General features: G+C 70.6%; 19 protein-coding genes and 2 pseudogenes. 12 read left to right on the top strand and 9 right to left on the bottom strand.

All coding sequences use genetic code 11. The features are described 5' to 3' along the window. Positions 1–42: 42 nt before the first annotated feature. Complete coding sequence (locus ACWD6N_RS29180) at positions 43–249, bottom strand: hypothetical protein (protein WP_354967726.1); 207 nt, start codon at positions 247–249, stop codon at positions 43–45. A 1,066-nt stretch (positions 250–1,315) separates the two neighbouring features. Between ACWD6N_RS29180 and ACWD6N_RS29175 the strand changes: the two genes are divergently transcribed. From ACWD6N_RS29175 to ACWD6N_RS29155, 5 genes are all read left to right on the top strand, one after another. Continuing rightward, complete coding sequence (locus ACWD6N_RS29175; protein ID WP_450005419.1) at positions 1,316–1,606, top strand: metal-dependent hydrolase; 291 nt, start codon at positions 1,316–1,318, stop codon at positions 1,604–1,606. 78 nt (positions 1,607–1,684) lie between these two features. Further along, positions 1,685–2,056 (top strand): type II toxin-antitoxin system RelE/ParE family toxin, encoded by a 372-nt coding sequence (locus tag ACWD6N_RS29170; RefSeq protein WP_354967727.1) that lies wholly within the window; start codon positions 1,685–1,687, stop codon positions 2,054–2,056. A 32-nt stretch (positions 2,057–2,088) separates the two neighbouring features. Beyond that, positions 2,089–2,361 carry a helix-turn-helix domain-containing protein gene (locus ACWD6N_RS29165; RefSeq protein ID WP_354967728.1) on the top strand — a complete coding sequence of 91 codons (273 nt, stop codon included), beginning with the start codon at positions 2,089–2,091 and terminating at the stop codon, positions 2,359–2,361. A 36-nt stretch (positions 2,362–2,397) separates the two neighbouring features. Further along, on the top strand, positions 2,398–2,622 hold the full coding sequence (locus tag ACWD6N_RS29160; RefSeq protein ID WP_354967729.1) for a hypothetical protein: 225 nt from the start codon (positions 2,398–2,400) through the stop codon (positions 2,620–2,622). Positions 2,623–2,840: 218 nt separating this feature from the next. Next, entirely contained in the window at positions 2,841–4,556 is a 1,716-nt protein-coding gene (locus ACWD6N_RS29155; RefSeq protein ID WP_354967730.1) for a hypothetical protein, read from the top strand. Between the two features lie 14 nt (positions 4,557–4,570). Here the strand turns inward: ACWD6N_RS29155 and ACWD6N_RS29150 are convergent, their stop codons facing one another. Then, positions 4,571–5,674, bottom strand: coding sequence for a TolB family protein (locus tag ACWD6N_RS29150; RefSeq protein ID WP_354967731.1), 1,104 nt, complete (start codon positions 5,672–5,674; stop codon positions 4,571–4,573). Positions 5,675–5,773: 99 nt separating this feature from the next. Then, on the bottom strand, positions 5,774–7,018 hold the full coding sequence (locus tag ACWD6N_RS29145) for an amidohydrolase (RefSeq protein WP_387331112.1): 1,245 nt from the start codon (positions 7,016–7,018) through the stop codon (positions 5,774–5,776). A gap of 147 nt (positions 7,019–7,165) precedes the next feature. Here ACWD6N_RS29145 and ACWD6N_RS29140 point away from each other — a divergent pair. From ACWD6N_RS29140 to ACWD6N_RS29120, 5 genes and pseudogenes are all read left to right on the top strand, one after another. Further along, positions 7,166–7,462 (top strand): annotated as a pseudogene (locus ACWD6N_RS29140) (transposase family protein); the annotation flags it as partial. Positions 7,463–7,634: 172 nt separating this feature from the next. Then, the gene (locus ACWD6N_RS29135) at positions 7,635–8,378 is read left to right on the top strand and encodes an ISAs1 family transposase (RefSeq protein WP_450005417.1); all 744 of its coding nucleotides are present in this window, start codon (positions 7,635–7,637) and stop codon (positions 8,376–8,378) included. A gap of 241 nt (positions 8,379–8,619) precedes the next feature. Continuing rightward, positions 8,620–9,084 carry an amidohydrolase family protein gene (locus tag ACWD6N_RS29130; RefSeq protein ID WP_354967732.1) on the top strand — a complete coding sequence of 155 codons (465 nt, stop codon included), beginning with the start codon at positions 8,620–8,622 and terminating at the stop codon, positions 9,082–9,084. Between the two features lie 114 nt (positions 9,085–9,198). Next, positions 9,199–9,831 (top strand): ISAs1 family transposase, encoded by a 633-nt coding sequence (locus ACWD6N_RS29125; protein WP_450005402.1) that lies wholly within the window; start codon positions 9,199–9,201, stop codon positions 9,829–9,831. A 399-nt stretch (positions 9,832–10,230) separates the two neighbouring features. After that, on the top strand, positions 10,231–10,416 hold the full coding sequence (locus ACWD6N_RS29120) for a hypothetical protein (protein ID WP_354967734.1): 186 nt from the start codon (positions 10,231–10,233) through the stop codon (positions 10,414–10,416). Positions 10,417–10,546: 130 nt separating this feature from the next. Here the strand turns inward: ACWD6N_RS29120 and ACWD6N_RS29115 are convergent, their stop codons facing one another. Continuing rightward, positions 10,547–11,239, bottom strand: a complete 693-nt coding sequence (locus tag ACWD6N_RS29115) for a hypothetical protein (RefSeq protein ID WP_387330090.1) — start codon at positions 11,237–11,239, stop codon at positions 10,547–10,549. Positions 11,240–11,386: 147 nt separating this feature from the next. On the opposite strand from ACWD6N_RS29115, the gene ACWD6N_RS29110 reads away from it, so the two are divergent. Further along, positions 11,387–14,509: a BTAD domain-containing putative transcriptional regulator gene (locus ACWD6N_RS29110; RefSeq protein WP_354967736.1), complete on the top strand. Its 3,123-nt coding sequence runs from the start codon at positions 11,387–11,389 to the stop codon at positions 14,507–14,509. A 375-nt stretch (positions 14,510–14,884) separates the two neighbouring features. On the opposite strand, the gene ACWD6N_RS29105 is transcribed toward ACWD6N_RS29110, so the two are convergent. Then, entirely contained in the window at positions 14,885–15,955 is a 1,071-nt protein-coding gene (locus tag ACWD6N_RS29105; protein WP_450005399.1) for an integrase core domain-containing protein, read from the bottom strand. A gap of 312 nt (positions 15,956–16,267) precedes the next feature. On the opposite strand from ACWD6N_RS29105, the pseudogene ACWD6N_RS29100 reads away from it, so the two are divergent. Then, positions 16,268–16,437, top strand: a pseudogene (locus tag ACWD6N_RS29100) (site-specific integrase); the annotation flags it as partial. 346 nt (positions 16,438–16,783) lie between these two features. Here ACWD6N_RS29100 and ACWD6N_RS29095 read toward each other — a convergent pair. Genes ACWD6N_RS29095 through ACWD6N_RS29080 form a run of 4 tightly spaced genes read right to left on the bottom strand, consistent with a single transcriptional unit; the run spans position 16,784 to position 25,161 of the window. Continuing rightward, positions 16,784–18,034 (bottom strand): TIGR02679 family protein, encoded by a 1,251-nt coding sequence (locus ACWD6N_RS29095; protein ID WP_354967738.1) that lies wholly within the window; start codon positions 18,032–18,034, stop codon positions 16,784–16,786. Further along, positions 18,031–22,185, bottom strand: a complete 4,155-nt coding sequence (locus tag ACWD6N_RS29090) for a TIGR02680 family protein (protein WP_450005397.1) — start codon at positions 22,183–22,185, stop codon at positions 18,031–18,033. The genes ACWD6N_RS29095 and ACWD6N_RS29090 overlap by 4 nt, the downstream gene beginning before the upstream one ends. A 16-nt stretch (positions 22,186–22,201) precedes the next feature. Continuing rightward, on the bottom strand, positions 22,202–23,596 hold the full coding sequence (locus tag ACWD6N_RS29085; protein ID WP_354967740.1) for a TIGR02678 family protein: 1,395 nt from the start codon (positions 23,594–23,596) through the stop codon (positions 22,202–22,204). Continuing rightward, on the bottom strand, positions 23,593–25,161 hold the full coding sequence (locus ACWD6N_RS29080) for a TIGR02677 family protein (RefSeq protein ID WP_354967741.1): 1,569 nt from the start codon (positions 25,159–25,161) through the stop codon (positions 23,593–23,595). The genes ACWD6N_RS29085 and ACWD6N_RS29080 overlap by 4 nt, the downstream gene beginning before the upstream one ends. Positions 25,162–25,681: the final 520 nt, after the last annotated feature.

The following is a 25,681-nucleotide window of genomic DNA, read 5'->3' as shown; positions in this document are numbered from 1 at the left end:
TTGGGTTTCATCGGGAGGCGGCGCGGTCGTTGGCCAGGCCGGTCACGGCGCGGATGGTCTAGCGGAGATCAGGCTGTACGCCCCGGGTGGAGCTACCTTGCCGGCGACCATTGTCCCCAGCGTGAAGGCGAACAGGCTGAGCGCGAACGTCCAGCTCAGGGTGCCGGTGATCCAGAGCTTCGTGGTGGTCCGCATCCTCATCTTCTTGTTCTCCAACCAAGGGGTGACCGGGTTGGAGGTGCGCAGCACCTCCCCGCCGTCGCGCCATCGGGGTGCGCGGCGGCATGGGCCGCGCGAAGCGGCCGGAGGAGGAGTTACGCGGGTCGGGTTGCCGGTCGGGGCCTCCACCGGGTCTCACCGTCCTGGGGCGTACTGACGGCCGGCAGAGCGGCGGCCTCGGGCGCGACCACCGGGGCGCCCGCGCCGACCCAGCCGGGCGGCGTGTGCGCCCCGCCCGACTCCACTCGTGGCGCCGCCGTGGGTCGGGGCGGCAGAGGGTCGGGTGAGACGGTCGTGCTGGGGCGCTCGTTGTAAGGCACGCGCGCTGGCGTGCCCGCTCGCGTATGGCCGGCGGCGCGTTCCTCAACCGCTGCACGCCTGTCGGGCGTGGCGCCGGTGGGGGCTCGCGCAACGGCGGTTGCCGGCGCGGCGCGGGGCGGCGCAGCAGGGACGGAGACGATCGAGCTCTCGCCGAGGCCCAGGGGCGTGAGTATCGGCGTGAGCGCGTCCGTCAGACCGGGCTCGACGACGCTGCCGGGCAGCGTGGCCGTGTGCCAACAAAGGTCGTCGACGGGGTCGATGAGCGGCAGCGCGAGCAGCGCCTCCACGACGGGGTCCAGTTGTGGCCCGACGCGGAGTACGACAGACCCCGCGCCATCGACGGTGCGACGCGCGGGTTTGGGTGTGCCGCCGTTCGCAACGGGTGCCGGCTTCAGCACCTCGGCCGGCTTCGGCCCGGGGTGCGGCTGTGGCCGCGGTTCCGGCCTCGCGTCGGGGCGGTCCAGCAGCAGCGGGCGTTCCTGTCTCGGCCGGTCCGGGTTGAGCAGCTGCGGTTTCGGCCTGGGCCCTGGCGTGATCGCGTCGCGCAGCGGGGCGTTCGGAAGCAGCGCGTCCAGCGTCTCGCCGACGCCACCGAGTAGACCCGTGACTACCGGTGGAGGGCGGTCGTTGGCTCGGGCGGTTCCAGGGTCCGCCGAGTCGGCAGCGGCCCATGCGCCGAGGGCCAGCGCCGTCAGCGCCAACCCTCTGAGCACGAGTCGTGTGATTCCGGCGGCTCGGCCGCGGCGCGCACCGCTTCGCCGCCACCCTCGGCTCGCTGCTGCTGACCGGCCTGGCGCTGATCTGCGTCGACGCCCTGGTGCCCGGCGGTTCGTGGTGGTGGGTCGGGGCGGCCGCTGGCCTGGGCACCTTCACCCACTCCCTGGGTGACTCGCTCACTCGCAGCGGCTCGCCGCTGTGGTGGCCGCTGCGCATCCGCGGCTGCCGCTGGCGCAGCGTCGGCAGCCCTCGCGCCATCCGGTTCACCACCGGCGGGATGGGGGAGCGGGTGGCTGTTGCGCTGCTGTTCCTCGCAGGCGCCGGATGCGCGTATGCGCTGGCGATGTGATGAAGACGATCCGTGTGTCGCATTCCGAGGAAAGCGATCGTTATAACGCAGGAGTGATACGTGCGCTATAGTGGCCCTGTGAGCGGCTGGCAGATCAACCTCAGTGATGGGGTTGAGGACTGGCTGATCCGCCTGGAAAAGGACGATCCGGATTCTGCGCACCAGGTGGCCGCGGCCATCAAGGTCCTCAGCGAGGAGGGTCCCACACTGGGGCGTCCCCTCGTCGACCGCGTCAAGAACTCCGACTACAAGAACATGAAGGAGCTGCGGCCGGGCTCGGCAGGAAAGACCGAGATCCGCATCCTGTTCGCCTTCGACCCTCAGCGGGAAGTCATCCTGCTGGTGGCAGGCGACAAATCCGGCAACTGGAAGGGTTGGTACGAGACCAGCATTCTGGAAGCCGACCGACTGTTCGCCGAACACCTGCGAGAGCTGAAAGGACCAAGCTGATGGCACGTAGTTGGCAGGAAGTGCGCTCCCGCATGAACCTCGACGAGGCGAAGGTCGACGAGCTCGCCGAGCAGATGCGCAACGAGGTGCGTGCGTACCGCCTCAAGGAGATGCGTGAGAGCCGCGGCCTCACGCAGCAGGATGTCGCCGCGCGGATGCACGTCTCGCAGCCCCGGGTTGCCGCGATCGAGAAGGGCGAGCTGCCGGCGGCCGAGGTCGGCACGATCGAGCGGTACGTGTCTGCCCTCGGCGGGAAGCTCGAGATCGTCGCGGACTTTGAGGGCGAACGGCTCGCTTTGAGCTGAACCACCACGACGGCTGACAAAAGGGGGTGCCGAGGGATGCAGCGGCAACGCGCGGAGCCCTCGGCCCCGCTCATTGAGCCGGCCAGCACGTTCGGCAGCACGCCATTCTGGCGACGGCTGAACCGGCTCGCCGCCGAGCGTGGGCACGCCGAGCACCCCACGATGTTGGTCGGTAGCGCCGAGGTCACCGACCGGTACGGCCTGCGGTGCACACGCTGCGACGAGACGGTTGTCTCGATCGGCGTCGACCGCGCGGCCTGAGCGAGGCCTACCCTCAGCGGGCGGCTTGCCCTGAAGTGACCCAGGGCGAAGGCAGAACGAAAGGGGCGCTGCTCAGGCGGCGCCCCTTTGTCGTGTGCGGTGCCCGGCGGGCACGACGTGGCGATATTGGCTTGGTGAGACACCCACTGTTGTCTATGGTTTTGACGCGGACGGCGGTTGACGAGATGCCGGCCCGGAACCCGGTGGGGTGTATCGTCGTGGTGAGCCAGGGACGGGGTCGGCAGCGTGTTCGTCCGCGAGCGGCCCGCCGCGCCGCCCAACGGGCGTCGCTGAAGGTTGGCGGCAGGGCTGAGCGGCGCGGACGTAGCGTTCCACCGACCGTTGCAGGTTTCGAGGCCGCGCTGCACGACCGTGGTCACGACGGCGTTGCCGAGGCATTGATCTCGCGGCACAACCAGCGCATGGAACGTATGGCCGAGGTCGGTCACACGATGCAATGCATCGGCCTGCCGCTGCTTGCGAGCTACCTGCCGTTGGCGCTGGCTGCTGAAGAACTGGGGGCGCACCCAGGGCGTGCGCCCATTCATTCAGGCCCGGCCTGGGAAGACCACCTGGCGTGGGGGCTGGACAGCATCGCCGCGGCGGTGCGTCTGATGATGAGTCTGCAGCCGGTCGGTGCGAGCATTATCGCCCGGACCCAACTGGAGCGCTGGTCGTCGAATCTCGAATTCAACAGCCTGATCCGCCAGGAGTCGGGCGAGACCACCGTCGCCTGGCTCAACCGGCTGTGGAGCGCGCCGGTGGTCTGGCCAGACGGAGTCGCAACCCCGGTGGGCGATCTGTTCGCTGATGTCAGCGAGCTGCTGCATGGACGCGGCCGGCTGATGCCGCTCGTGTGGCTTGATATCGCCGACGTCACCGATACCCCTTCGAGCGAACACGTCAGGCTCCTCGACACCATCAGCGATTCACTGGTGGTCAGCCTCAGCCACATCCGCAGGTGCCTCGCGACCGTTGCCGAAGCAAGGGGCTGGGGCTATCGGGCCCAGATGGTCAACATGGTTCGGCTCGTCTCGCCAGCCCGAAGCTGGGTGCCCGACCTTCGAGCCTTCCTGTTCCCTCTGCTGCCGGATCACTTCCGGGGCGTCGAGGGCGTGCTCGGTGCGACCGCCTCCGAACACCGGCGTGTGGTCTCCGCGCTGCGCGCCGGTCAGCGCCCCGATGCGCCATCGGAACTGTGGCCGGTCCTGAGCTTCGGCGCTCAGCGGTTCCGGGCGCTCATACTCGCCGAGCACGCCCAGAAGATGGAGCGGGAGGTGCGTGGTGACCGGTTTGATGAAAAGGGCATCCAGGACCTTGCAACCGAGGCTGTGCTGGCTGGCGAGATGGCAGCGATGCTCGCCCTGTGGCTGCGTCAGGACCCCGCAAAGCGCTCAGCGGCAGACGCATTCGCGGTCTGCGCATCTGGCCTGCGATCAGCACAGTGGCTGTGGCTCGAAGACGACGACCGTGGCATGGGCTGCCTGCGGTGCGTGATCGAACAGGTGGCACGAGCACGCACCTGGCGGCTGAGGCCGGATCGCGCTGTCAGGATTGAAGCGAGCCCGAAGTCCACCCCTCGCGACTGGATAGAGGGCGCTGGCTGGAAGCGCCTGAACCTGTTGAACCGGGCCCTCGGCGAGTTCGCGCACGGGTCGACAAGGACGAATTGGAACGTCGCGCGTGGTGCACTCGTCGCGCTTCAAGCCAACGCCGAGGCAGATGAAGAAGCGCAGTACACCGGCCGCACCCACGCACTGGCCGCGATGATCTTCATCGTAGCTGTGGAATGTGCGGCCTGGGTCGACAGCTTCAGCAGTCAACTGGGCGAGGCTTACCGCAAGGTCGTTCGTGTCGACGACGCGCGGGCCGACCGCGCCGTCGACGCACTGATGAATCGGGCGTGGGAGAAGCGCGGAACACCGCTGCGGTGAGCGAAAGACCGAGGCTAGGGCGCTGAAGGGCGCCAGGCGGGCGCAATCTCACACTCACCCGGAGTGTTCGTGATGTTCGTCGCGGCCCCACCGGCGATCGGCTGTACCCAGATTTCACACCCGCTTGGGTACGCTAGTGCCTTCCCATCCGGGGACCACGTCGGGTCATCGGCGTCCTCGCTGCCCGCGGTCACCTCGGTGACATCACCACTCTGGGTCGCGAGGCGTACCTGCCGCTTGCCGTTGACCAGCCAGCTGTAGGCGACCGTCGAACCGTCCGGAGACCACGACGGGTTTGCGGCCACCCCGCCCGTGGTGACCGCCGAGCCATCTGTCACCTTGAGCAGCTGCTCGCACGGCCTCTCGGGGGTCGCCCGACAACCCGGGGTCGCGGTCACGTAGGCGAGCCGCTTCCCGTCGGGGGACCACGCCGGATGATAGACCGAGACCTTCTCCTTGAGGACGGACCTGCTGGTTCCACCGCCGAGACGTAGGACCTCAACACCTGAAACCGACTGTGCTCCGGACGACTCGCGAGACGACACCTGCGCCGTCTGTGCGTATATCTCGTCAGCCGAGCGGAACGTCGATGTGGAGGGAATCCGCGAGCCGGTCAGCAGCTCCTTCACCCCTGAACCTACACCGAGCACCAACACGGCCTGCTCGTAGTGCGAGTCCTCGAAGATCCGGCCGACCACGGCCAGGCGCGCCCCGTCCGCCGACCATGAGGGTGATGTCGCGGCGAGCTCGGACAGCCGCACGAGGCCGGACCCGTCGGGACGGACTCCCGCAAGGCGGAACGCCCCACCTTGGTTGCTGGCGAACACGATCGGAGGCACCGTCGCGAGGTCGAGAGAGGCGAGCTTCGGGTCTCGCGTGAACTCGGGCGTGCGGACGGGCGCATCGTGGATGTGACCGTGGTCCTCCTCCGAGTGGCTCTCGGTGGCCTCGTGACCGTGTTCGTCCTCGTTACCGGCGGAGACGCTCGGACGAGGCGTGCCGCCGATCGTCGTGGCATCACTGGTGGCCGCACACCAGGAAAGGAGCAGGAGCGCTGCCACACCGGCGGTGACGGCGCTGGCGGTCCGGGAGGGAACACTCCGGTTCAGGAATCCCATCGGAGTCTCTTTACCTCTCTACGGGCAGAACGTGTCGACGGGGGAAGGAGCAGGCCGGTGGAGCTGATGCCCCACCGGCCTGCCGTCAGTGTGATCGCGTCACAGGACCGGTGCGTCCGGGTCCGAGTAGACGACCTCGCCCTTGAGCATGGTCATGAGCACCTTGGTGTCGGAGATCTTCTCGGTCGGGATGCCGAACAGGTCCTGGTCGATGGCGATAAGGTCGGCGAACTTGCCCACCTCGATCGAGCCGGTGACGTCGTCCTGGTGCAGCTGGTAGGCCACACCGATGGTCGCCGCCTTGAGAGACTCGACGAGCGAGATCCCCTCGGTGGCCACGAGCTTGCCGGGCAGGATCCCGGCGGCCTCGTTGACCTCACCTTCGCGGTCGATCGCGGTCTCGATCGCGGTCCACGGAATGAGATCGGTGACCGGCCAGTCCGAGCCGGCGGCAACAACCGCCCCGTTGCGCAGCAGCGACTTCGTCGGGTACATCCCGGCGAGGTCCTCAGGAGCGATGTAGCCCTCGGCGCCGTTGACGGTCCAGCCGTCCCGCTGCGCCCACTGCAGGGACATGCTCGCCACAACGCCGATCTCCCCGAACCGCTTGTAGTCCGACTTGTTGACGAACTGCAGGTGGGTGATGGTGTCGCGACGGTCCCACGCAGGGTTGGTCTTCTTGATCTCCGCGAAGTTCTCTAGCGACACGCGCACGGCCCGGTCACCGATGCTGTGCGTGTGGATGGTCCACTTGTTCGCGTCGAGCTTGAGGAAGCCGAGTCGCGCGTCGTCACACGACGGCTCCTCTCCGCGCAGGTCACCCTCGACCCAGACCGGGTTCTCCGTCGTGCCGACGTTGATCCGGTAGGGCTTCTCCATGGCCGCCGTCTGGCCGGGGTACTCCGGCACGCCGTCACAGAAGATCTTCACCGTGTCGATGCTGAGCGAGCCGGGGCTGTTGGGCGAGGAGTAGCCGTCGAACTCATCGCGGACCTTGTTGACCCCCGCGATGAGTTCGTCGACCTCGGCCTCGGACGCCCCGCGGACGCCGCCGGCCGAGAGGGCTTGGTTGAAGTGGACCGTCATGTTGCCGTCATCGGCCAGACGCTTGGCCAGTTGTGCATCCGTCGCGCTGCCGCCCGGCCGGAGGATGGCCGTGACGCCCAGACGATTGGCCTTCTTGATGTTGGCGACGAGTTGCTGGTAGTCCGCGTCCGGCGCCTGCGGCGTCGCCGGGCCGAAGTTCGCCGAGAAGTCGGCGAACGTCCCGTTCGGCTCACCGTTCTCGTCATGCCCGATGAATCCACCCGACGGCGGCACAGTGTCGGCGGTAATGCCGGCCAGGGTGATTGCGTAGTCGGTCGGGGGGTTCCCTAAGCTGGGAATCTATGGAGTGAGTGGCCTCTGTGGAGGCGAGAAGAGCGGGTGAGATCACGTCGGTGATCATGGAGTTCTCTACGCTTCACGACACCCCGAGGATCTCACCCGCCGATGCCATCATGCCCGATCCCCGCACTGTCCGCGGTCGCCGGCAGCCCTGACGCGTCACCACCCGCGGTGACCGAGGGTGAGACGATGGGGCTGCTGCACGCCTTGTCAGCAGTCCCGGATCCCCGCGACCCGCGTGGGGTGCGTTACCCGCTGTCGAGCCTTTTGACGGTCGCGGTGTGTGCGGTCCTGGCGGGCGCGTCGTCGTTCGCCGCGATCACCGACTGGTTGCACGATCTGGACGAGCAGGCCCGCGACCGGCTCGGTTTCGGTCGTCAGGTGCCCGTGGGTACGACCGTGTGGCGCCTGTCGACCCGCCTCGACGACGGGCTGCTGGCCACCGTTCTGGCCGGCTGGCTGCGGGCCCGAACTCGGCCGGTCACATCCCGGCCACGCAGGTACCGCACGGTGATCGCCGTGGACGGCAAGACCCTGCCCGGGAGCCCGCCGTCCCGGCGGCGGCCAGGTCCACCTGCTCTCCGCGCTGGACACCAGCACCGGCATTGTCCTGGCCCAGGTCACCATCGCCGCGAAGTCGAACGAAATCCCTGCGTTCGCGCCCCTGCTCGACGCGATCGAGGCAGTGCTGGGCAGCCTGACCGGCCTGCTGTTCATCGCCGACGCCCTGCACACCCAGACCGCCCACGCCAACGAGATCGCCGCCCGCGGCGCCTACCTGATGATCCCGACGAAAGGCAACCAGCCCACCCTGCTCAAGCAGCTCAAAGCCCTGCCCTGGCCAGACGTCCCGATCGGAGACCGCCGCCGCGACCGCGGCCACGGACGCCGCGAGACCCGCACCGTCAAAGCCATCACCGTGCACACCCCCGGAGGCATCGGGTTCCCCCACGCACAGCAGGCCGTCCGGATCATCCGCACCCGCACCACCGGCGGGAAGACCAGCCGCGAAACCGCCTACTACACGGTGTCCCTACCCGCCGAACAGGCCCAACCCGCCGACCTGCAGGACTGGGCCCGCCGCGAATGGCACATCGAAAACCTGATCCACCACGTCCGGGACGTCACTTTCCGTGAAAACCTACATCAGGCCCGCACCGGCACCGGACCCGCCGTCATCGCAACCCTGCGTAACACCGCGATCGGCTACCACCGCACCAACGGAGACACCAACATCGCCCGCGCAACCCGACGCGCCGACCGCCGCCCACACGACCTCATCACCGCGGTGACCAGCAGCTACCGCACAACGCAATGACCCTGCACGTAGGACCGGGAAGTAGCCGCACACCCTCACGATTCCGCCGCAGTGCCATCGCCGTCGCCGCGGCTCTGGCACTTCCTCTCGGCATTACCGGCGCGGCCGGGGCGGCTTCGGCCCCCCAGAGCGGGGCCGGCCATGCCGACACGTTCTTCGTTAACGGCAAGGTGCTCCAGTACGGCCCGAACCAGGCGAAGTTCTCGGATGCCTCGCCGTCAAGGACGGCAAGATCGTCTTCGTGGGGGTCGGTAACCCGGGCCAGACCAAGAAGTGGGTCGGGCCGAACACCAAGGTCGTCGACCTCAAGGGCAAGGTGCTCATGCCGGGCCTCGGTGACGGGCACCTGCATGGCGCCAGGATCATCGACTGCGACATGGGCTACGAAGGTGGCACGGTCGACGTGGTGCTCGGCAAGCTCAAGGCCTGCCTCACCAGTGCCGAGCAGGCGGGCTACCTTAACAGAAACTACATCCTGTCCGCCCGCAACTTCATGGGCGACGCGATGCAGCCCAAGGGCACGATCCTCGACCGCGCGACGCTCGACCGGCTCTCGAAGTCGCCGGAGGAGGACCCGTACGGCACGGGTACAACGCGCCCGATCATGGTTCGCAACATGGATGGCCACAAGTTCTCGACGAATTCCCAGGCCATCATCAACGCCGGCATTACAGGGCGATTGCGTAGTCGGGCGGTGGGGCGTTGAGCTGGCGATCTGTGGGGTGAGTGGCCTCTGTGGAGGCGGCATGAGCGGGTGAGATCGCCATGGTGATCATGGAGTTCTCTACGCTTCACGACACCCCGAGGACCGCACCCGCCGATGTCATCATGCCCGGTCCCGGCACTGTCCGCAGTCACCAGCAGCCCTGACGCGGCACCCTGCGCAGTCACCGAGGGTGAGAGACCGGGACTGGTGGACGCCTTGTCGGCGGTCACGGATCCCCGCGACCCGCGTGGGGTGCGTTACCCCCTGGGCGGGCTGCTCACCGTCGCGGTCTGTGCCGTGTTGGCCGGAGCGTCGTCGTTCGCCGCGATCACTGACTGGCTCCACGACCTCGACGACAAGGCCCGGGACCGGCTCGGCTTCGACCGTGGGCTGCCCGTCGGCACCACGGTGTGGCGGTTGCTGACCCGCCTCGACGACGGTCAACGGGCAACCGTCCTGGCCGGCTGGCTCCAGACCCGCGCTCGGCAGGGCCCTACCCGGCCATGCAGGTACCGGACAGTGATCGCCGTGGACGGCAAGACCCTACGCGGAGCCCGCTGCGGCGACGGCCGCCAGGTTCACCTGCTGTCCGCGCTGGACACCAGCACCGGCATCGTGATCGCCCAGGTCACCGTCGACGCGAAGTCGAACGAAATCCCGGCGTTCACACCACTGCTCGACGCGGTCGAGGCCGTATTCGGCAGCCTGACCGGCCTGCTGTTCATCGCCGACGCCCTCCACACATAAAACCGCCCACGCCGAACAGCTCGCCGCCCGCGGCGCCCATCTGATGATCCCGACGAAAGGCAACCAGCCCACCCTGCACGCCCAGCTCAAAGCCCTACCCTGGCCGGACGTCCCGATCGGAGACCGCCGCCGTGACCACGGCCATGGACGCCGCGAGACCCGCACCGTCAAAGCCATCACCGTGCGCACCCCCGACGGAATCAGGTTCCCCCCACGCCGAGCAGGCCGTCCGGATCACCCGGACCCGCACCACCAGCAACGGCAAGACCAGCCGCGAGACCGCCTACTACACGGTGTCCCTGCCCGCCGACCAGGCCCAACCCGCCGACCTGCAGGACTGGGCCCGCCGCGAATGGCACATCGAGAACCTGGTCCACCACGTCCGGGACGTCACTTTCCGTGAAGACCTCCACCCAGGCCCGCACCGGCACCAGACCCGCCGCCATCGCAACCCTGCGTAACACCGCGATCGGCTACCACCGCACCAACGGCGACACCAACATCGCCCGCGCAACCCGACGCGCCAACCGCCGCCCACACGACCTCATCGCGGCCGTGACCAGCAGTTACCCGAGAACGCAATGACCCTGGCCCGTCCACGACCAACCGGACGTCGACGTGGCGACCCTCGACGACCGGTTCCTGGGCGCCACAGGCAGTTGGCCCACTGCCGGCCTAGACAGCCAAGCGGTGGGCCAACGCGGCCGGCCTCACGTCAGTTGAGGCCCTTGGCGTCGATGTCCAGTTCCTCGACGTGGGTCTTGTCCTTGTTCCATTTCTGGACCCGGTGCATCAGGTACGCGAACGTGGTGCCCTCCTCCAGCACGATCGCCGTCGTGCCGCTCGCGCTGCCCGACTTCTTGACCGTGAGCCGCAGCTTGGCGGCGGAAAGGACCTCGGCGTCGATAGCGCCGGTGGACGTGCCGGCGGCGGCGAACGATTCGGCGATCTTGCCTTCCACCACGACCCAGATCGTGGAGACGATCCGGCCGTCCTTGCCCTCCTGGGCGAGGAACCGCCGCGCGCCCGTGGCGTCGTTGTTCAGCAGCGACTGCAGCGGTCCCTCGTCGATGACGAACTTCGCCAGCTTCAGCCGGCCACTCTTGGCCTTTTCGTACGAGAAGGTCGCGGTGCCGGCGGCGTCCAGGGTGAAGTACTTCAGCTGGCCCTCGGCCTCGACGTCCGCCCGGGCCTGGCGGGTCCACTCGACGTCCGCGGTGGTGACGTAGCGGACCTTGCCCTTCAGCAGGGCGCGGTCGACGTGGTTGGTGACGTTGAGGCTCGCCTTGGTGCCCAGTGGGTCCTCCTTCTCGCCGTAGGAGCACATCAGCACGTCCTCGGACTTGTCCCGGAAGTACCTCTCCCCGTTGTAGACGAAGGTGTGCTTGGCGACTCGTGCTTCGGACATCTCTTTCTCCTTGCTCGTGGGCCGTGGCCCTGATGGATGTCCTCAGCGTGGTGCCGCGCCGTTAGCCGATCGTTAGCCAGGCGGCCGCCAGTCCGATACGTGACTCGCCCCTTGTCCCGGGCCTCGTCGCGGCCGCCTCATGGGACTATGCACCCTCGGCAGGGCACCGAATCCGTACGGGCGCCGGTGCCCCGGCAGCTCGACGGGCCACCGCAGGCGATCGTCGGCGAGATCCTGCGGACGCGTCTGATCGATCGGCTCGACGAGCGATGGGACGTACCGGTGACGACCGTGGTCGCCGGCCCGGGATTCGGTAAATCGACGGCGCTGGCGCAGGCGACGCGATCGCACGCCGCCGACCCGCGCGGACTGGAATCGTGGATCACCTGCGAGCCGGGTGACGAGGACGCCCGCCGCTTGGCCGAGGCGATCTGCCGTGCGGTCGGCTTCGACGCCCTGGCGGCGGGTCCGCTGGACACCGTGCTGGAGGCGTTGCGCTCCTGCTCACCGCTCGAGTCCTGCCTGATCCTCGACGACGTCCACGAGGTGGCGCCGCACTCCTCCGGTCACCGTCTCATCGCGGATCTGGTCACCCGGCTGCCTGCGGGTGCGCATCTGGTGCTGTGCGGGCGCAGCATCCCGCCGGTGCCACTGGCCCGGTTGCACGCCGCGGACCGGATCCGCTGCTTCGACGAGTCCGACCTGGCGTTCGACGCCTCCGAACTGGACCGGGTCGCGCTGCACGCCGACCGCCCGGTCGCCGACGTGAACAGTTTGGGCGGCTGGCCGGCAATGGTGCGGCTGACCCTGGCCGTGCCAGCCGGCATCGCCCGCGACTATCTGTGGGACGAGGTGCTCTCCACCCTGACCGACGCCGATCGGGAGGTGCTGCTGCACCTGGCCGTTCTCGGCTCCGCCGACGGCGACACCCTGTTCACCCTCGCCGGCGTGCGCACAGATCTCGATTTGCTCGCCGCGCGGGTGCCGCTGGTGTCGCGATTCGGCGACGACGAGGTGCGCGCGCATCCGCTCTGGACCGGTGCACTCGCCCGGCTGCTGCCCGCCGACCGGGTGGCCGCCGTCCGCGCGCAGGCCGCCGACCTACTCCTCGAACGCGGTGACGCGCTACGTGCCGGGACGATCGCCATCACGGCCGGCGACGTGGCCCTGCTCGACCGCGCCGCGACGTCGCTGGTGGAATCGACCCTGGCGACGTTCCCCCACGACACCGGCGTGCGCTGGCTCGCCGCGGTGCCGGAAGCCGACCACGGCCGGCCCGGTCTGCAGTTGCTGACCGCCGCCACCCGGTACGCCTCCCGGGCCGACGACATCGAGGTCGACCGCATGGTGGACGCCGTGGCGGAGGACGCCCACCGGGCCGGCGACGTCCGTACCGAGACCGCGGCGCTGAGCCTGGCGACCATCGCCGCACACGCCCGCGGCGACGAGTCGCGATTGGGCGAGCTGTTCCAGGCGGCCCTCGACCTGCCCGGCGCCGACGACCTGCCCACCCTGCGGCTGCTGATGGCCGGAGTCCGGGGAGCCATCCACGAGCTGCTCGGCTCGCTCGACGACGCCCTGGCCACCGTCGAAGCGCTGTCGGCCGCCGACATCGACCAACAGCCCGGGAAGATCGTCGTACGGTTCCACGTCTACCTGCTCCTGCTCGCCGGACGCGCGGACGAGGCGGCCGACCTCGCCGAACGACATCTCGCGGCTTCACCCCACGCCCACGTGCGCCGAATGCCACAGTTCGCGCGCTGGATGGCCGGGCGGCCCGCCGATCTGCTACCCGGCACAGCCCGGCACCGCTCGACGCAGCCGCCGTACCTGCCGGAAGCCGACGCCAATGACCGCTACCGCTTCAACTTCCTGGCGTTCGCCGCGGTGGTCGCCGCCTCCTTGGGCGACCGGACGGCGCTGCGTCACGTGTCGGCGCAGCTGGATGAGAGCGGGCTGGGCGCCGACACCCGCGACGCGGCCATGTTGGCGACCGCCGCAGCCGCACGGGCCGTTCTGCACGGTGACGAGGCAGCCGCACGCACCCGGATCGAGGACTTCCTGGCCCAGCATCCCCTGTCCGACCCGGTGGCAGCCGTGCACCTGCGCAGGTTCCTCGCGTACGGCTACGTGCTGTCACCCGAAGCCCGCCGCCTGTGGGACGCTAAGCCACTGGGGCCGTCCCACCAACGGGTCCAAGCCGCCGCGCGCCTGCTGCTCGCCGCCCGAGCCGGGCGTATCACCACCACCGGAGACGTCGATCCGGAAACGGTGCTCATCGCCTTCCCGTTGCCGTGGTCCGCGGAACTCGCGGCCCACGCGGAAGCCGCCGGCCTGCCGTTCGGACGGCAGCTCATGCAGTGGCTCTCCGATCATCTCGACCGGCCCGCGCACGACGCACTGCTCCCGCTCACCGATCACCCCCGGCCGGCGCTCGCCACGGCTGCCCGCCGGCTGCTCGCCGCCGTCCCCGCCACCCCGGCCGGCCGGACCCGCATCGAGGCGCTCGGGCCCCTGCGGCTGTTCGTCGACGGCACGCAGGTGCGTCCGCCGGACCTGAGCCGCCGCCGCGTACGGGAACTCCTCACCGTGCTGGCCGTGCACGGTGAGATGGACCGGGTCCGCCTCATGGATCTGCTCTGGCCCGGCCTCGACCAGGACGCCGCCGCCCGCAACCTTCGGGTGACCCTCACCTATCTGCGCCGCGTCCTGGACGCGGACCGTCCGGCCGGTGACAGCGGCGGACACCTGCGCAGCGATCGGAGCAGAGTCTGGCTGGTGCGATCGAAGGCACTCACGATCGACGTGGCCGACTTGCGGGATCACCTCGACGAGGCCGGACGGGCCCGCCGCCGTGGTGAACCGACGGCCGCCGACGCCGCGCTGACCGCGGCCGTCGGACTGTGGCAGGGAGAACCGCTCGTCGAACTCTTCGGCCTGCCGGACTTCGACACCGTGCGGGCGTCGATGCTGGCGGAACTCACCGAGGCGGCCCTGACGCTCGGCGAACGTCGGCTGGCCGAAGGCGACACCACCGCCGCCCGGGACCTGGCCCAGCGAGCGCTGGCGGTGGAGCCGTACGCCGAACGCTGCATGCGACTGCTGCTGGCCGTGGAGACGCAACGCCGTGACCCGGCCGCGCTGCGACGAACCGTGCACCGCGTACGGGAGACTTTGACCGCGCTCGGCACACCGCCCGAGCCAGCCACCACCATCGTCCTGCGCCAGGCGAACCTCGCGGGCGCCCGCGCCTCGGCGGCTCTCCGCTGACCAGCCACCATTCCGCCCCCGACCCACGCACCGGGTCCGACCAGGGCGGATGGGGTTTCCGGCAGGGGCAAGGTCGGGGAGGTCGAGTTCGGTCACGAACCAGGTGGCAAGGAACTGCCGTTCGTCGGTAGCGTCGACGCAATGCTGGGCTGCTTGCTCGAGCCCGGCTCGGACGCTTGCCGGCAGACTGAGCCAGAGGCCGGAAGAAGCCGGGCCGAGCACGTCGGATGGTCAAACGATCTCGCTGATCAGCGTCCGTGGTGCCGCGGCTGAGTTCGGGCGGCGGGCCTACCGGCCGCAATCTGGGCACGATGGCGATCCTATACGGTGCCAAAACTCTGTTTCAGGCTTGTGAGCTGCGAATTTGCGAGTAGCTCAAGCTGCCCGGTGATACTCGTTGATCACGCCGCCCAGGACGCGGCGCCGCCGGATCGGCTTGTCGATCGCGACGACCGCACGGGGGTCGTGGTCGGGTGGATGCTGGTCCAGGCTCTGGTGCGGCCGGTGCCGGTCGAAGTGGTCCTCATAGTCGCGTAACACCGTGCGGGCGTGCTGTTCGTTGTAGATCAGGACCCGGTCGGTGCACTCGGCCCTGACGCTGCGCACGAAACGCTCCGCGAACGCGTTCGCCCGAGGTGTGCGCGGCGGGATCTTCACGACGTCGATGCCTTCGGCAGCGAACACGGCGTCGAAGGAAGCTGTGAACTTGGCGTCGCGGTCGCGGATCAGGAATCGGAATGGGTTCGTACGGTCCCCGAGGTCCACCACCAGATTCCGGGCCAGCTGGGTGGCCCAGGCAGCGGTCGGGTGGGCCGTGACGCCGAGGATGTGGACCCGCCGGGTCGTGACCTCCATGACGAACAGTACGTACAGCCGCCGTAGTGTGATGGTGTCGATGTGGAAGAAGTCGGTTGCCAGTAGCCCAGCCGCCTGGGCGCGCAGGAATGTCCGCCAATTGGTGTCGAGCTCACGCGGGGCGGGGCCGACACTCGATCCGGCGAGGATGCGGCGGATGGTGCCGGCGCCGACCCGGTGGCCGAGGCCGACGAGTTCGCCTTGGATGCGCCGGTGCCCCCAGCCGGGGTTCTCCCGGGCCAGGCGCAGCACCAGGTCACAGATCTCGTCGCTGATCCGTGGCCGTCCCTGCTGGTTCGGATAGGTCCAGCGTCGGCCGACCAGTCGGCGATGCCAGGCCAACAGAGTCGCCGGGGTGACGATCCGGTGCTTCCACAGTTCTCGTGGCAGGGCCCGGACCAGCGCGGACAACACCGCGCGTTCCGGCCACGACAGCCGCGGCCGGCCGATCTGGCGTCGCAGTACAGCAACCTCGTGGCGCAGCACCAGCAGTTCCGCGACCATCGCGGCCTCGCTCCGCGTGGCCTGCCACAGCCAGCCGAACACGCGCACCGCGCTCAAGTACAGCAACCGAACCAACACGCCCGCCATCCTGTGCCAGGGACGCGAAACAGCAGCTCACACCAGGTGCGATGAGTTTGGCACGGTACAGGGTCGCCTACGGTTCCGTACGGAGGTGGGGAGCCTCGGCCGGCCGTTCTGGGGTTCCAACGGTCCAGCTCGTTGCTGCACTTCCGTGCTGTACGGCGATAGCCCTTGGCCCGGGGTTGCCTTGGCGGCGTCTGCGACTGTGGTGGCATGGACAACCGGTTCCGCCGGCTGCCGCCGCGGATCGAACCTCGGTACGAGACACATGACGTCTCCGATCCGCCGCCGTTGCCGGAGGTGGAGGAAACGAGTTGGCACAGCTTCGTGTCCCTGCTGTCGGACAGCGGCATGAGCCTTGAACAGATCGCCGCCTCTGCGGCCACTCCGGCACGACTGTCACCGAGAGCGTCTACCGGCACCAACTGCGGCCGGTGCTGCTGAGCGGCGCTGTCGCCATGGACCGGATCTTCGACGCTGAGGCATAGTCACTCAGTTAGTCACCCAGGTACGACAAAGGGGCCGTCTCGATCTTCCGAGATGGCCCCTCACCTGCGTCGGGACGGCCGGATTCGAACCGACGACCCCTTGACCCCCAGTAGTTGAAGGCCACCGCGGCGTACTCAAGCACGTTCTCCCAGGTCGCCAATCAGCATACCCGGCCGAGTAAAGGGGTCGGGCTGCCCGCTTACACACTCGACGCCGACTGGACCGCCCATTACTCCTGGTCCCGTTCACTAGCCGTCGTCACGACCCGGCGCCGCCGCGAGGAGCTCACCACGTCGGTGCATGGACATCATCGCCACCGTCGGGTCTGCAGGCCATTGGGGATCCTCACCTGCTGGCGTCACCGCCGGCCTTGCATAGGTCGGCGAGGAGTGCATCGAGCAAACGTTCCTCCATGACCGCTCGACCCGCCTTTCGCATCTCCTCCTGCAGTGGCGGATCCCAGGACGTTACGGCCGGCGCTCCGATCAGGTCGGGACCGGTGCCGGCTCCTGGCACGTAGTCGGCTGCCGTCATCCGCCACGGAACCGCATTGGGATACCGGTCGAGGGCCGCTGCCGTCAGGCGTACGCCGGTCCAATCGAAGTCGTTGCGCCAGCGGATCACTACGCCCGTCGCGGCGCGCAGCAGCGTGTGCACTGCGGCCGAGGGCACGCCTTCGGTGCAGACCAGCGCCGGCGCTCGCGGCCCCAGGGCGGTGGCCGCCGCGCGCAGTACAGCCGGGTTCTCGCAGACGAAGACCTCTGCACAGGCCAGGGCGAGGGGTGCCAGGCGGAGTTGGTGCAGGGTGACCCGCATCGGCACGCCGGAACCGGCGGCATCGGTCAACCACCGCCCGAGCAGGCCACCGGTGGCGGGCACATTGAGCACCAGCACCTGGCTGGCCAGGTCGTCGGGGACCAGGCCGACGGACTCCCACAGCGCCCTTTCCTGTTCGCCGCTGGCCGGCATGGGCGCCCGCTGCCAGGCTGCGACCGCGCGCAGAACCAGCCCTCGTAGCGCCCCGTCCGCGAGGGCCTTCGTGTCGTTGAGCACCCGGTCGGCGAAGACCGGCATCGGCTCGTCCGCGGCAGGCAAGGCGTCCAGCACGCGGACCACGTCCTCGAACGGCAGCCCGGCTCGGACGGCCCGGGTGAGGGTACCGTCCCGACGAAGTCCTTCGAGCCAGCCTGCGTACCAGTCGGTGCCGGCGTGCCGGCCTTCGTGGGCCACGGTGAGGATGGCGTCCCGCGCCAGCGCCTCGCGCTTCGCGTCCGCCGGCCGGTTCCGCAGCGGAGCCGCCGCGGCGAGCACCTCCGGCAGGCCGACTCCGTACACGCCGCGCAGATGCGCATCCACGTCCGACAGCCGTACGGTGAACCGGCCGGCGCCGGCGGAGCGGTGGCTGCCGGTCAGCCCGATGACCAGGAGCCGTTCGTCGTCCGTGGGCGCGCTCAGGGAGACGGCGGTGTCGAGCCGGCCGCCCGTGCGTTCCAGGCTGCGCCGGGCGACGGACAGCAGCCGCCGCCAACCGGGTGCGTCGGGAAGCTGCGCCCACCCGACCCGGCCGGGCGGGCGCTGCTGCTCACCGCCACTCATTCGTCGCCGAGGCCGAACTCGACGAGCGCGGTGTCACGGCCCGACGCCCGGCGGGTTTCCGGCGAGCCGAGCGCCCGCGTCAGCGTCCCGTCGAAGTCGGCCACGTTGACCGAGCCGTCCCAGACCAGCAGCACGGTGGACACGGCGTGTTCCAGGGTGGAGTGCGACAGGTCGTAGTGCGCCGCGCCGCTGACCGCCGGGTGGGTGGCCCAGAGGTCGTACCCGGTCATGAACAGGTCCAGGTCGAACTGTTTCGCCAGGGCCATCAGCTCGCCGCGGCCAGTGTCGTCCACCCCGGCGAATGCCTCGTCCAGGCCGAGCAGACGGGGCGCGTCCGGCCGCGCCGAGCCGAACAGGGCGTTGGCGGCGGCGAAGAGCGGCAGGTGCAGCGAGATCGACTGCTCGCCGCCGGAGAGCTGGCTGTGCCGCGCCCGGGTCAGGGCTTCCGCGCCGCCGCCGGGACGGTGCAGGGTGAAGGCGAAGGTCCGCCACTGCCGGTAGTCGAGCACCTCCCCCAACAGCTCCCGGTACGGCCGCTCAGGCGCCGTCGCCCGGGCCGCCTTGATCCGGGCGGCGAAGTGCCGGCGCATCGTGGTGAGCTGACCCGGCCCGAGCCGGGCCGGGTCGCGCTCCAGCAGCTTGCAGACCTCGCGCTGCTCGGCGTCGAGGTCGTCGGCCAGCCGCCAGCCGACACCGACGGTGAGTCCGGAGGACATCCGCCGCGCCCGCATCTGGCCGTCCATCGCCTCCACCAGATCGCGGGCCTCGATGGTGCGGTGGTGGATCTGCCGGGCCAGCTGGCCCAGCAGCGCGTCCTCCAGCACCCGCTGTTCGGCGTCGGTGAGCAGCTGCTCCTGATCGCGGCGCTCGCGGGCGATCCGGTCCGCGAAGTGGGCCACCGGGGTCAGCCCCTGCTCGTCGGCGACCCGGACCACGATGACACCGTCGTCGGTGTCCCACTCGGGCCGGTGATCGAGCCCGGCTGCGGGCAGCTGCGCCTGCAACTCGGTCAGGGCGGTGGTCAGCCGGGTCGCGCTCTGCTTGAGCGACGTCTCGGTCGGGCTCAGTTCCCGGGTGGCGGCCAGGATCGCCTCGTGCAGCGCGGCCACCTGCGGGTCCAGCTGCGAGCCCTCCTCACCGGCGGACTCGGTCCGGACCGGCCAGCGCAGCCCGGTCGGGCAGCGCAGCAGACCGAGCAGGTCCGGCTGAGCGTACGGGCGCAGCCGCAGCGCGTCGTGGTGCGCCTCGGCGACCGCGGCGGCGAGGGCCTGCTCGCCCAGCTCGACCCGGGTCGCCGCGGCGGCCCGCCGTTCCCGGGCGGCGCCGACGTCGCCCCGGGCACTCTCGACGGCCCGCTCGACGGCGATGACCTCGTCGGCGGTCCGGGCCACGCCGGCCAGCACCCGTTCCGCCTCGGCGCCGACGCTGGACCGCAGCGTCCCGTACGCCTCCGCCTTCTCTTCGTGCCGGGCGGTGGCGGCACGCGCGGCGTCCTGCGCGACCGTGAGCCGGTCCACCGCCTCGTCGTGCCGCAGCTGGGCCTGGTCTTCCTGTTCGGCGGCGCGCGCCGCGGCCGGCCGGGCGCTCTCCAGCCGGACGCCCCGCTTCTCGAAGCGATCCACCGCGTCGGCGGTCTGGTCGAGCTGCTCCACCGGCAGGGACCGCTCCGCCGTGGCCCGGCGCAGCGCGGCGGCTGCGGCGGCCCGCTCGGCCAAGGCCTGGTCGAGGCGGGCAGAGGCGGCGTTGGCGGCCTCCTGGCGGGCGCGCAGCGTCGCGGCCGCCCGATCGAGTTCGCGCAGCGCCGTCTGGATCGGCGCGATCGGCGGGAGCTGCGCTCCGGCGGCGTCCACGGCGGCCAGCAGCTGCTCGTCGGCGGCGAGGTCGCGGTCCAGCGCGCCGAGATCGGCGTCGACGACCGCCAGGATCCGGTCGCACTCGGCGACCCGGGCGGCGCGGCGGGCCGCCCGGGCAGTCGCGCCGATGTACTCGCACTCCATCTTGGCGAACCGGCCGACGCCGACGCCCTGGGCGTACCGGCCGTCCACGCCCACCACGACCGGCGCGGTGGCCTCCGGCGTGACCGCGTCGGCCAACGCTACCGAGGCGAGCACGTCGGTGATCCGGGCGACGGGTACATCGTTTTGGTCCTCGGCGGTCAGCACGTCGGCGAGGGTGGGGCCGGTCGGGCGACGACCCGTTGGCAGTGGCAGCAGGTAGCCGTCCAGGTCGGCACCGGCCAGCCCGGCCGTCAGGTTGTCCGGCTCCGGGTGCAGCCAGGCGTCCAGCAGGCCGGCGGCGTGCAGGGCCGCCTCGATGGCTGCGGCGTCCGCTCCGGTGACCGCGTCGGTGAAGCGGACCAGTCGCCACAGCGGTGCCCCGGACCTGCCGGCGCGCGACGCCGGACGGGTCGCCGGGGTGGGTGGCGCGTCGTCGTGCTCGTCCGCGATCCGGTCACGTTCGGCGACGACCTCACCTCGCCGGTCATCCAGCGCCGTGCGGCGGGCTGCCAACACCGCGAGCCGATCCCGGCGCTGCGTCACGCCGGCGGCGGTGGCTGCGGCGTACACCTCCCGCAGCGTGTGCGTGCCGGGCTCACCGGCGGCATCGACGGCCTCGCCCAGCCGGGCCGCCAGGCCACGCCCAGCGGCGGTACCGTCGGGCGGCCCGAGGTCGGAGAGCAGCCGCGAGTTGTCGTCCGCCCACTTCCCGACCTGGGCGTGCACCTGCGCGCGGGCGTCGGTGACCGCAGCCTCTGCGCGCTGTTCGGCCTGCTCGGCGTCGACGACAGCCTCCGCCGAGCCCGCCGCATCGGCCGCCGCCCGGTCGTGGTCCCGCTCGGCCTGGCCGTGCCGGGCCGACTGCTCTCGGACGGCGCGTACGTCGTCGCGGCGGGCACCGGCGCGGGCGGTGAGCCGGGCCGCCAGATCACTGGCGTCGGTGTCGGCGGCACTCCAGGTGATCCCGGCGGTCTCGGCGTCCAGTATCAGGTCAGCGGCGAGCCGGTCGGCGGCGGCCCGCGCGTCGCGCGTCGCCACCGCGGCGCGCTCCCACTCGCCGCGCCGCCGCGACACCGCGTCCTGCTCGACGGTGACGGCCAGGCCGGCCCGGTCCGCGGCCTCGGCCAGGTCGTGCACGTGCCGTTCAAGGTCGGCGAGCTGCTCGTGGGACTGGTATGCCGCCGAACTCTTCAAGCTGTCCAGGTGGGCCCGGAGGCGACCCGGCTCGCCCTCGACCGCGCGCAGCCGCGCGGTGGCCGCCGACTCGGCCTCAACGGCTTCCCCCGCGACGCGGCGGGCGTCGACCAGCCCGGTCGAATGCGCGGCGACCGCCTCACGGCGGGCCGTCAGGATGTCGGCCGCCGCCCGGGCGTGGGTGCGCAGGTAGGTCGAGTAGACCGTCAGGAAGGCCGCGGTGGCACCGTCGGCCGCCACCAACCCCTCCAGGGTACGGGCGACCGCCTCCATGTCGTCGAATGAGCGGGCCGCCTCCACGAGAAGGTGGTCCTCGACCGGACGCAGGCCGCGCTGCAGCGTGCGGGACAACTCGACCGGGTTGAGGTCCTTGGCCAGCTGTGGCTTACGGAGGGTGAGCACCAGGTCGAGCAACTGTTCGTAACGGGCCGGACCGAGTCCGAACAGCCGGGCGTCGACGAGGTGCCGGTAATCCTCCGCCGAGTCCCGTACCGCGTCGGCGCCCAGGTGGGTGATCAGGTCGCGGCGGTTCAGCGGCCGGTCGTCGGCATCCAGCAGGGAGAAGTCCACCCCGACCCGGCCGTCGACAACGAAGTGCCAGCGGGTCACCCGGTCGACGTGCCGGTGCGCCCGCAGGCCGATGCCGACCGTCACGTATGACTCGCCGTCGCAGAACTCCATCCACACGTACGCGTGGGTGACCTCCTGCCCCCGGTACAGCAGGTTCGACTTCATGGTCCGGTCCTCGCTGGCGAACGGGTTGAGCCGGCGCGGCTCGATCCGCCCATCGAGGACGAAGGGAAAGAGGACCTCCAAGGCCTTGGTCTTGCCGGAGCCGTTCGGCCCACGCAGCACCAACCACCCGTCGACGAAGAGGAACTCCTCGTCGCGGTAGTCCCACAGGTTGATGATCCCAGCCCGGGTGGGGGCGAACCGGCGGACGGTGCGCTGCTCGATCACGATCTACCTCCCGAGGTCAGAAGAGGGTTTCGGCGGAGGCGCGTTGCCTGACCGCGGCGACGGTGTGGCGGTACCGGCCCGCCAACGGCAGGACCAGCACCCCGCCCGGCACGGTGGTGGTCGCGCCGAAGCGCTCCAGCAGCGCCACCGCCTCGGTGCGCAGCCGTTCCGGGTCGGCGTGCCACTGCGCCCCGAACGCGGAACCGTACCGGCGCAGAATCTCACCGACCGCCTCGCGGAGAAAACTGTCGGTGATGAACGGCAGCCGGCCGCCGCCATCGGTCTCGTCCGGGTTGCCGCCGCCGTCCACCGGGTACGGATGGTCCGCGGCGGCGTCGTCCAGCACCACCAGGGTGGCGGTGGGCAGACCGGCGTCGACCCGGTCAACCATCGCCTGCTGCCGGCTCAGCGGGTCGGGCGGGGCGAGCCGCTTGACCCGGCGGCCGTCCGGGTCGGCGATCCGGTCGGCCATCTCCACCAACAGCAGCACCGCCGCCTGCGCCACCGAACCGGTGCCCGGGAACCGCTCCCCGGTGAACCCGGCGGTGTCCACCAACAGCACCCCCTCGGCGCGTCGCTCCACCCGAAGCCCGGTCAGCCGGGCCAGGTCGGTGGCGAGCGCCGCCCCGCGCAGGTGATTGGCGACCGTCGGCTCGACGTCGGCGTGATAGACCACCGGCGACTCCACCACCGCCCGCCGGGCGGCCTGCGCGGCGGCCCGGCGTTCGGCGTTGCCGCTGCTGGCCATCGTCCGGTCGAGCAGCGCCGCCACCGACTCGACGTGTTGCAGCACGCGGGTCGGCCGGAACAGCGCGAACACCACGTCCCGCGCGACGTCGTACAGTGCCTCGCCGGAGCCGGGGTCGCTGGCCCAGGCGACGCTGGAACCGTCGGCAAGCCGGATCACACCGCGCTCCTCCAGCCAGCCCACCGCGTCGACGAACGCCCGCCGGTCCGGCCCGTGGTCCGGGTCCAACCCCAGGCCGGTGATCCGGTTCGCGTCGCCGCCGACCGAGTCGGCCAGCTCACTGAGGGTGATCTGGATGCCGGCGCGGCCCAGCACGGCCAGGCACAACGACAGGTACGCGTAGCGCTGCCGGTCGAACGGACGCCCGGTCCGGGACATCGCCGGCTGGGTCGCGTCGAGCCCGTCGGACACCCGGACCAGCCGGGCCGTCGCGCCGTGCAGTTCCAGCCGATAGCCGAAGGCCTCGGCGAGATCCCGACGCAGGGCGGCGGCGAAGCGGCGTACCCGGGGCAGCGCCCGCTCGTCCGGCCAGGTCGCCGTGATCAACGGGTGGCGCAGGACCAGCCGGACGGCGCGCTGGTAGTCCGCCAATTCCAGCTCGGAGATGTCGCCGGCGAACCGGTGACCGATTGTCGACCGCGTCCGCTCGCTGGCCGCGCTCATGCCGGCACCAACTCGCGGCGGACGGCGGTGTGCTGCGCGGCGGTGACCCTCAGCTCGTACCCATCGAGGTGCAGCTGCCCGGCGGCGGTGGACACCGTGCTGAACCGTCCCGGCGTCGGGGTGAGGGTGAGCCGGACGCCGTGGGCGGCCGCGGCCAACGGCACCGCGGCGGCGCCACCAACCCGGGCGGCGAGCGCGATGTCGAGCAGCCGCAGCAGGACCTGCGCCTGCGGCTCGTCCAGCCGGTGTCCGGTCGTCACCCCGTCGGCGGCCAGCACGGCGGCGGCGTCGGTCAACCGCCGCTCCCGGGCCAGTTGGTCGCCGCGCAGCCGGTGCCGGCGGTCGTCGCCACGGTCCAGGCGGGCCGGCCGACCCCTGCCCTGCCCCGGCGCACGGCCGGTCGCCACCAGCGTGCGGGACAGCTCGACCGCCGGCGCCTCCCACCACGACAGCCGGCTGGCGATCGCCTCCGGATCCGGATGTGCCACGCCGACGTGTCGGGGTGCGCCGAGCCCGAAGACCACATCGAAGAGCGCGTGCGCCGCCTCCTGCGTGGCAACCTGGGTGAACCACGCTGCCACGTGGCGCAGCTGCGACTCCCGGCTCACCCCGCCGCGGCGGGCCTCGGTCACCCGACGCAGCAGCGCCAGCACGTCGCCGATCGCCGCGATGGTGGCGTCGCCCAGCCGGTCGGCCTCGCTACTCTGCTCCGGCGAGGATGGTGCCAGCCACGATCGCAACCCACGCCACCGGCGCCGCCAGTCCTCCAGCCGCTCAACCGGGGTGTGGAACAGCCGCTCGTCTGCCTCGGCCGCCGCCTCGACCAGCCGCTCCAAGCCAGTCGCCTCCACCTCGTGCACCGCCTCGCGAAGCCGGGGGGTGTAGCGCTGCAGCTCGTCGTGGAAGTCGCGCAGGTGGGCCAGCAGAGCGTCCTTGTGGGCGAGAAACGCCTCCGGCCGTACGTCGTTGGTGCGGCCCAGGTCACCGAGCATGTGGTAGAAGCGGGCGGCCCGCTCGGCGATGTCGGCCAACGCCCGGTCGAGCCGGTTGAACTTGCGGTAGACCTCCTCGGCGTCGCCGGCGTCGTTGGCCACCGCGAGCGCCTTCAGGTCAGCCAACAGGTCGGCGAAGACCAACCGGGACAGCGTCGCGTCGTCCATGGTCGCCGAGAGCACGGCCTCCACCGCCCGGTGGGCCCGGTAGCCGGCCTCCGTAAACTGGTAGACCGAGTGCCGGTTGCGGTACTCGGCCAGCGTTGTCGCGCGCGTCCCATCCTGGCTGCGGTCGAGCACGCCCCATTCCACCAGGGCGTCGAGCAGCCGCGGCAGCTCCAGCTGTGCCGGGTCGGGGCAGTCGGGGTTCGACCGGTGGAGCGCGTCGAGCGCGGCGGCCACCTCGGCGGTGTGAAGAACGACCTGGTAGCTGGATCGCGCCGCGTCGAAGGCGCGCAGCAGCCACAGGTAGGCGAACCGATTATCGGCCGTGACGTAGCCGAACAGCCGCATCCGGTCGTCAAGACCAAACTCGTCCAGCCCGAACGTGGGCCCTGATGCTGCTGCAGCCATCCGTCCCCTTCCCGGTGCGTCGACCAGCAACCCTATCCATCGGTGGCGGGAGGCGTTCTCGCGACTCGACCGCTCGGCGGCCTGCCCAACTCGCACAGTGAACTCGTTGCCCGCTTCCATGGTCCGCGCACACCGGCGCGCCGCTGGCCAGCGGGGGGTCCTCGTGCATTCCTGCACGTTTGCGGTCCGTGACGCGTCATCCGAAGGCATCGTCGGCTGCAAAGCCGGAGGCTGCTGCAAGACGGACCTGAACCTCGGCGCCTCGGAGTACGGCATCCGGTCCCAGAACGTGCACGACCAGCAGTTGACCAGCGCAACGGCCGAGGGCCGAACGAAAGATGCCAGGCCGGCCGTCCGCAGTGCGGGCTTTAGGACCCGCAGGGTCGAGGGATCCGCCGAGTCAAGGGCTCCACGAGCACCCGGCACACAGACGCCTTGACCAACTCAATCATGAAAACGAGGGTTTCCACAGGCTCTGACCTGCGGAGACCCTCTCGCTGTCGGGACGGCCGGATTCGAA

Source organism: Micromonospora sp. NPDC005163, from assembly GCF_053599835.1.
The sequence above is the reverse complement of the archived record's forward strand: the minus strand, read 5'-3'. Positions and strand labels throughout refer to the sequence as shown.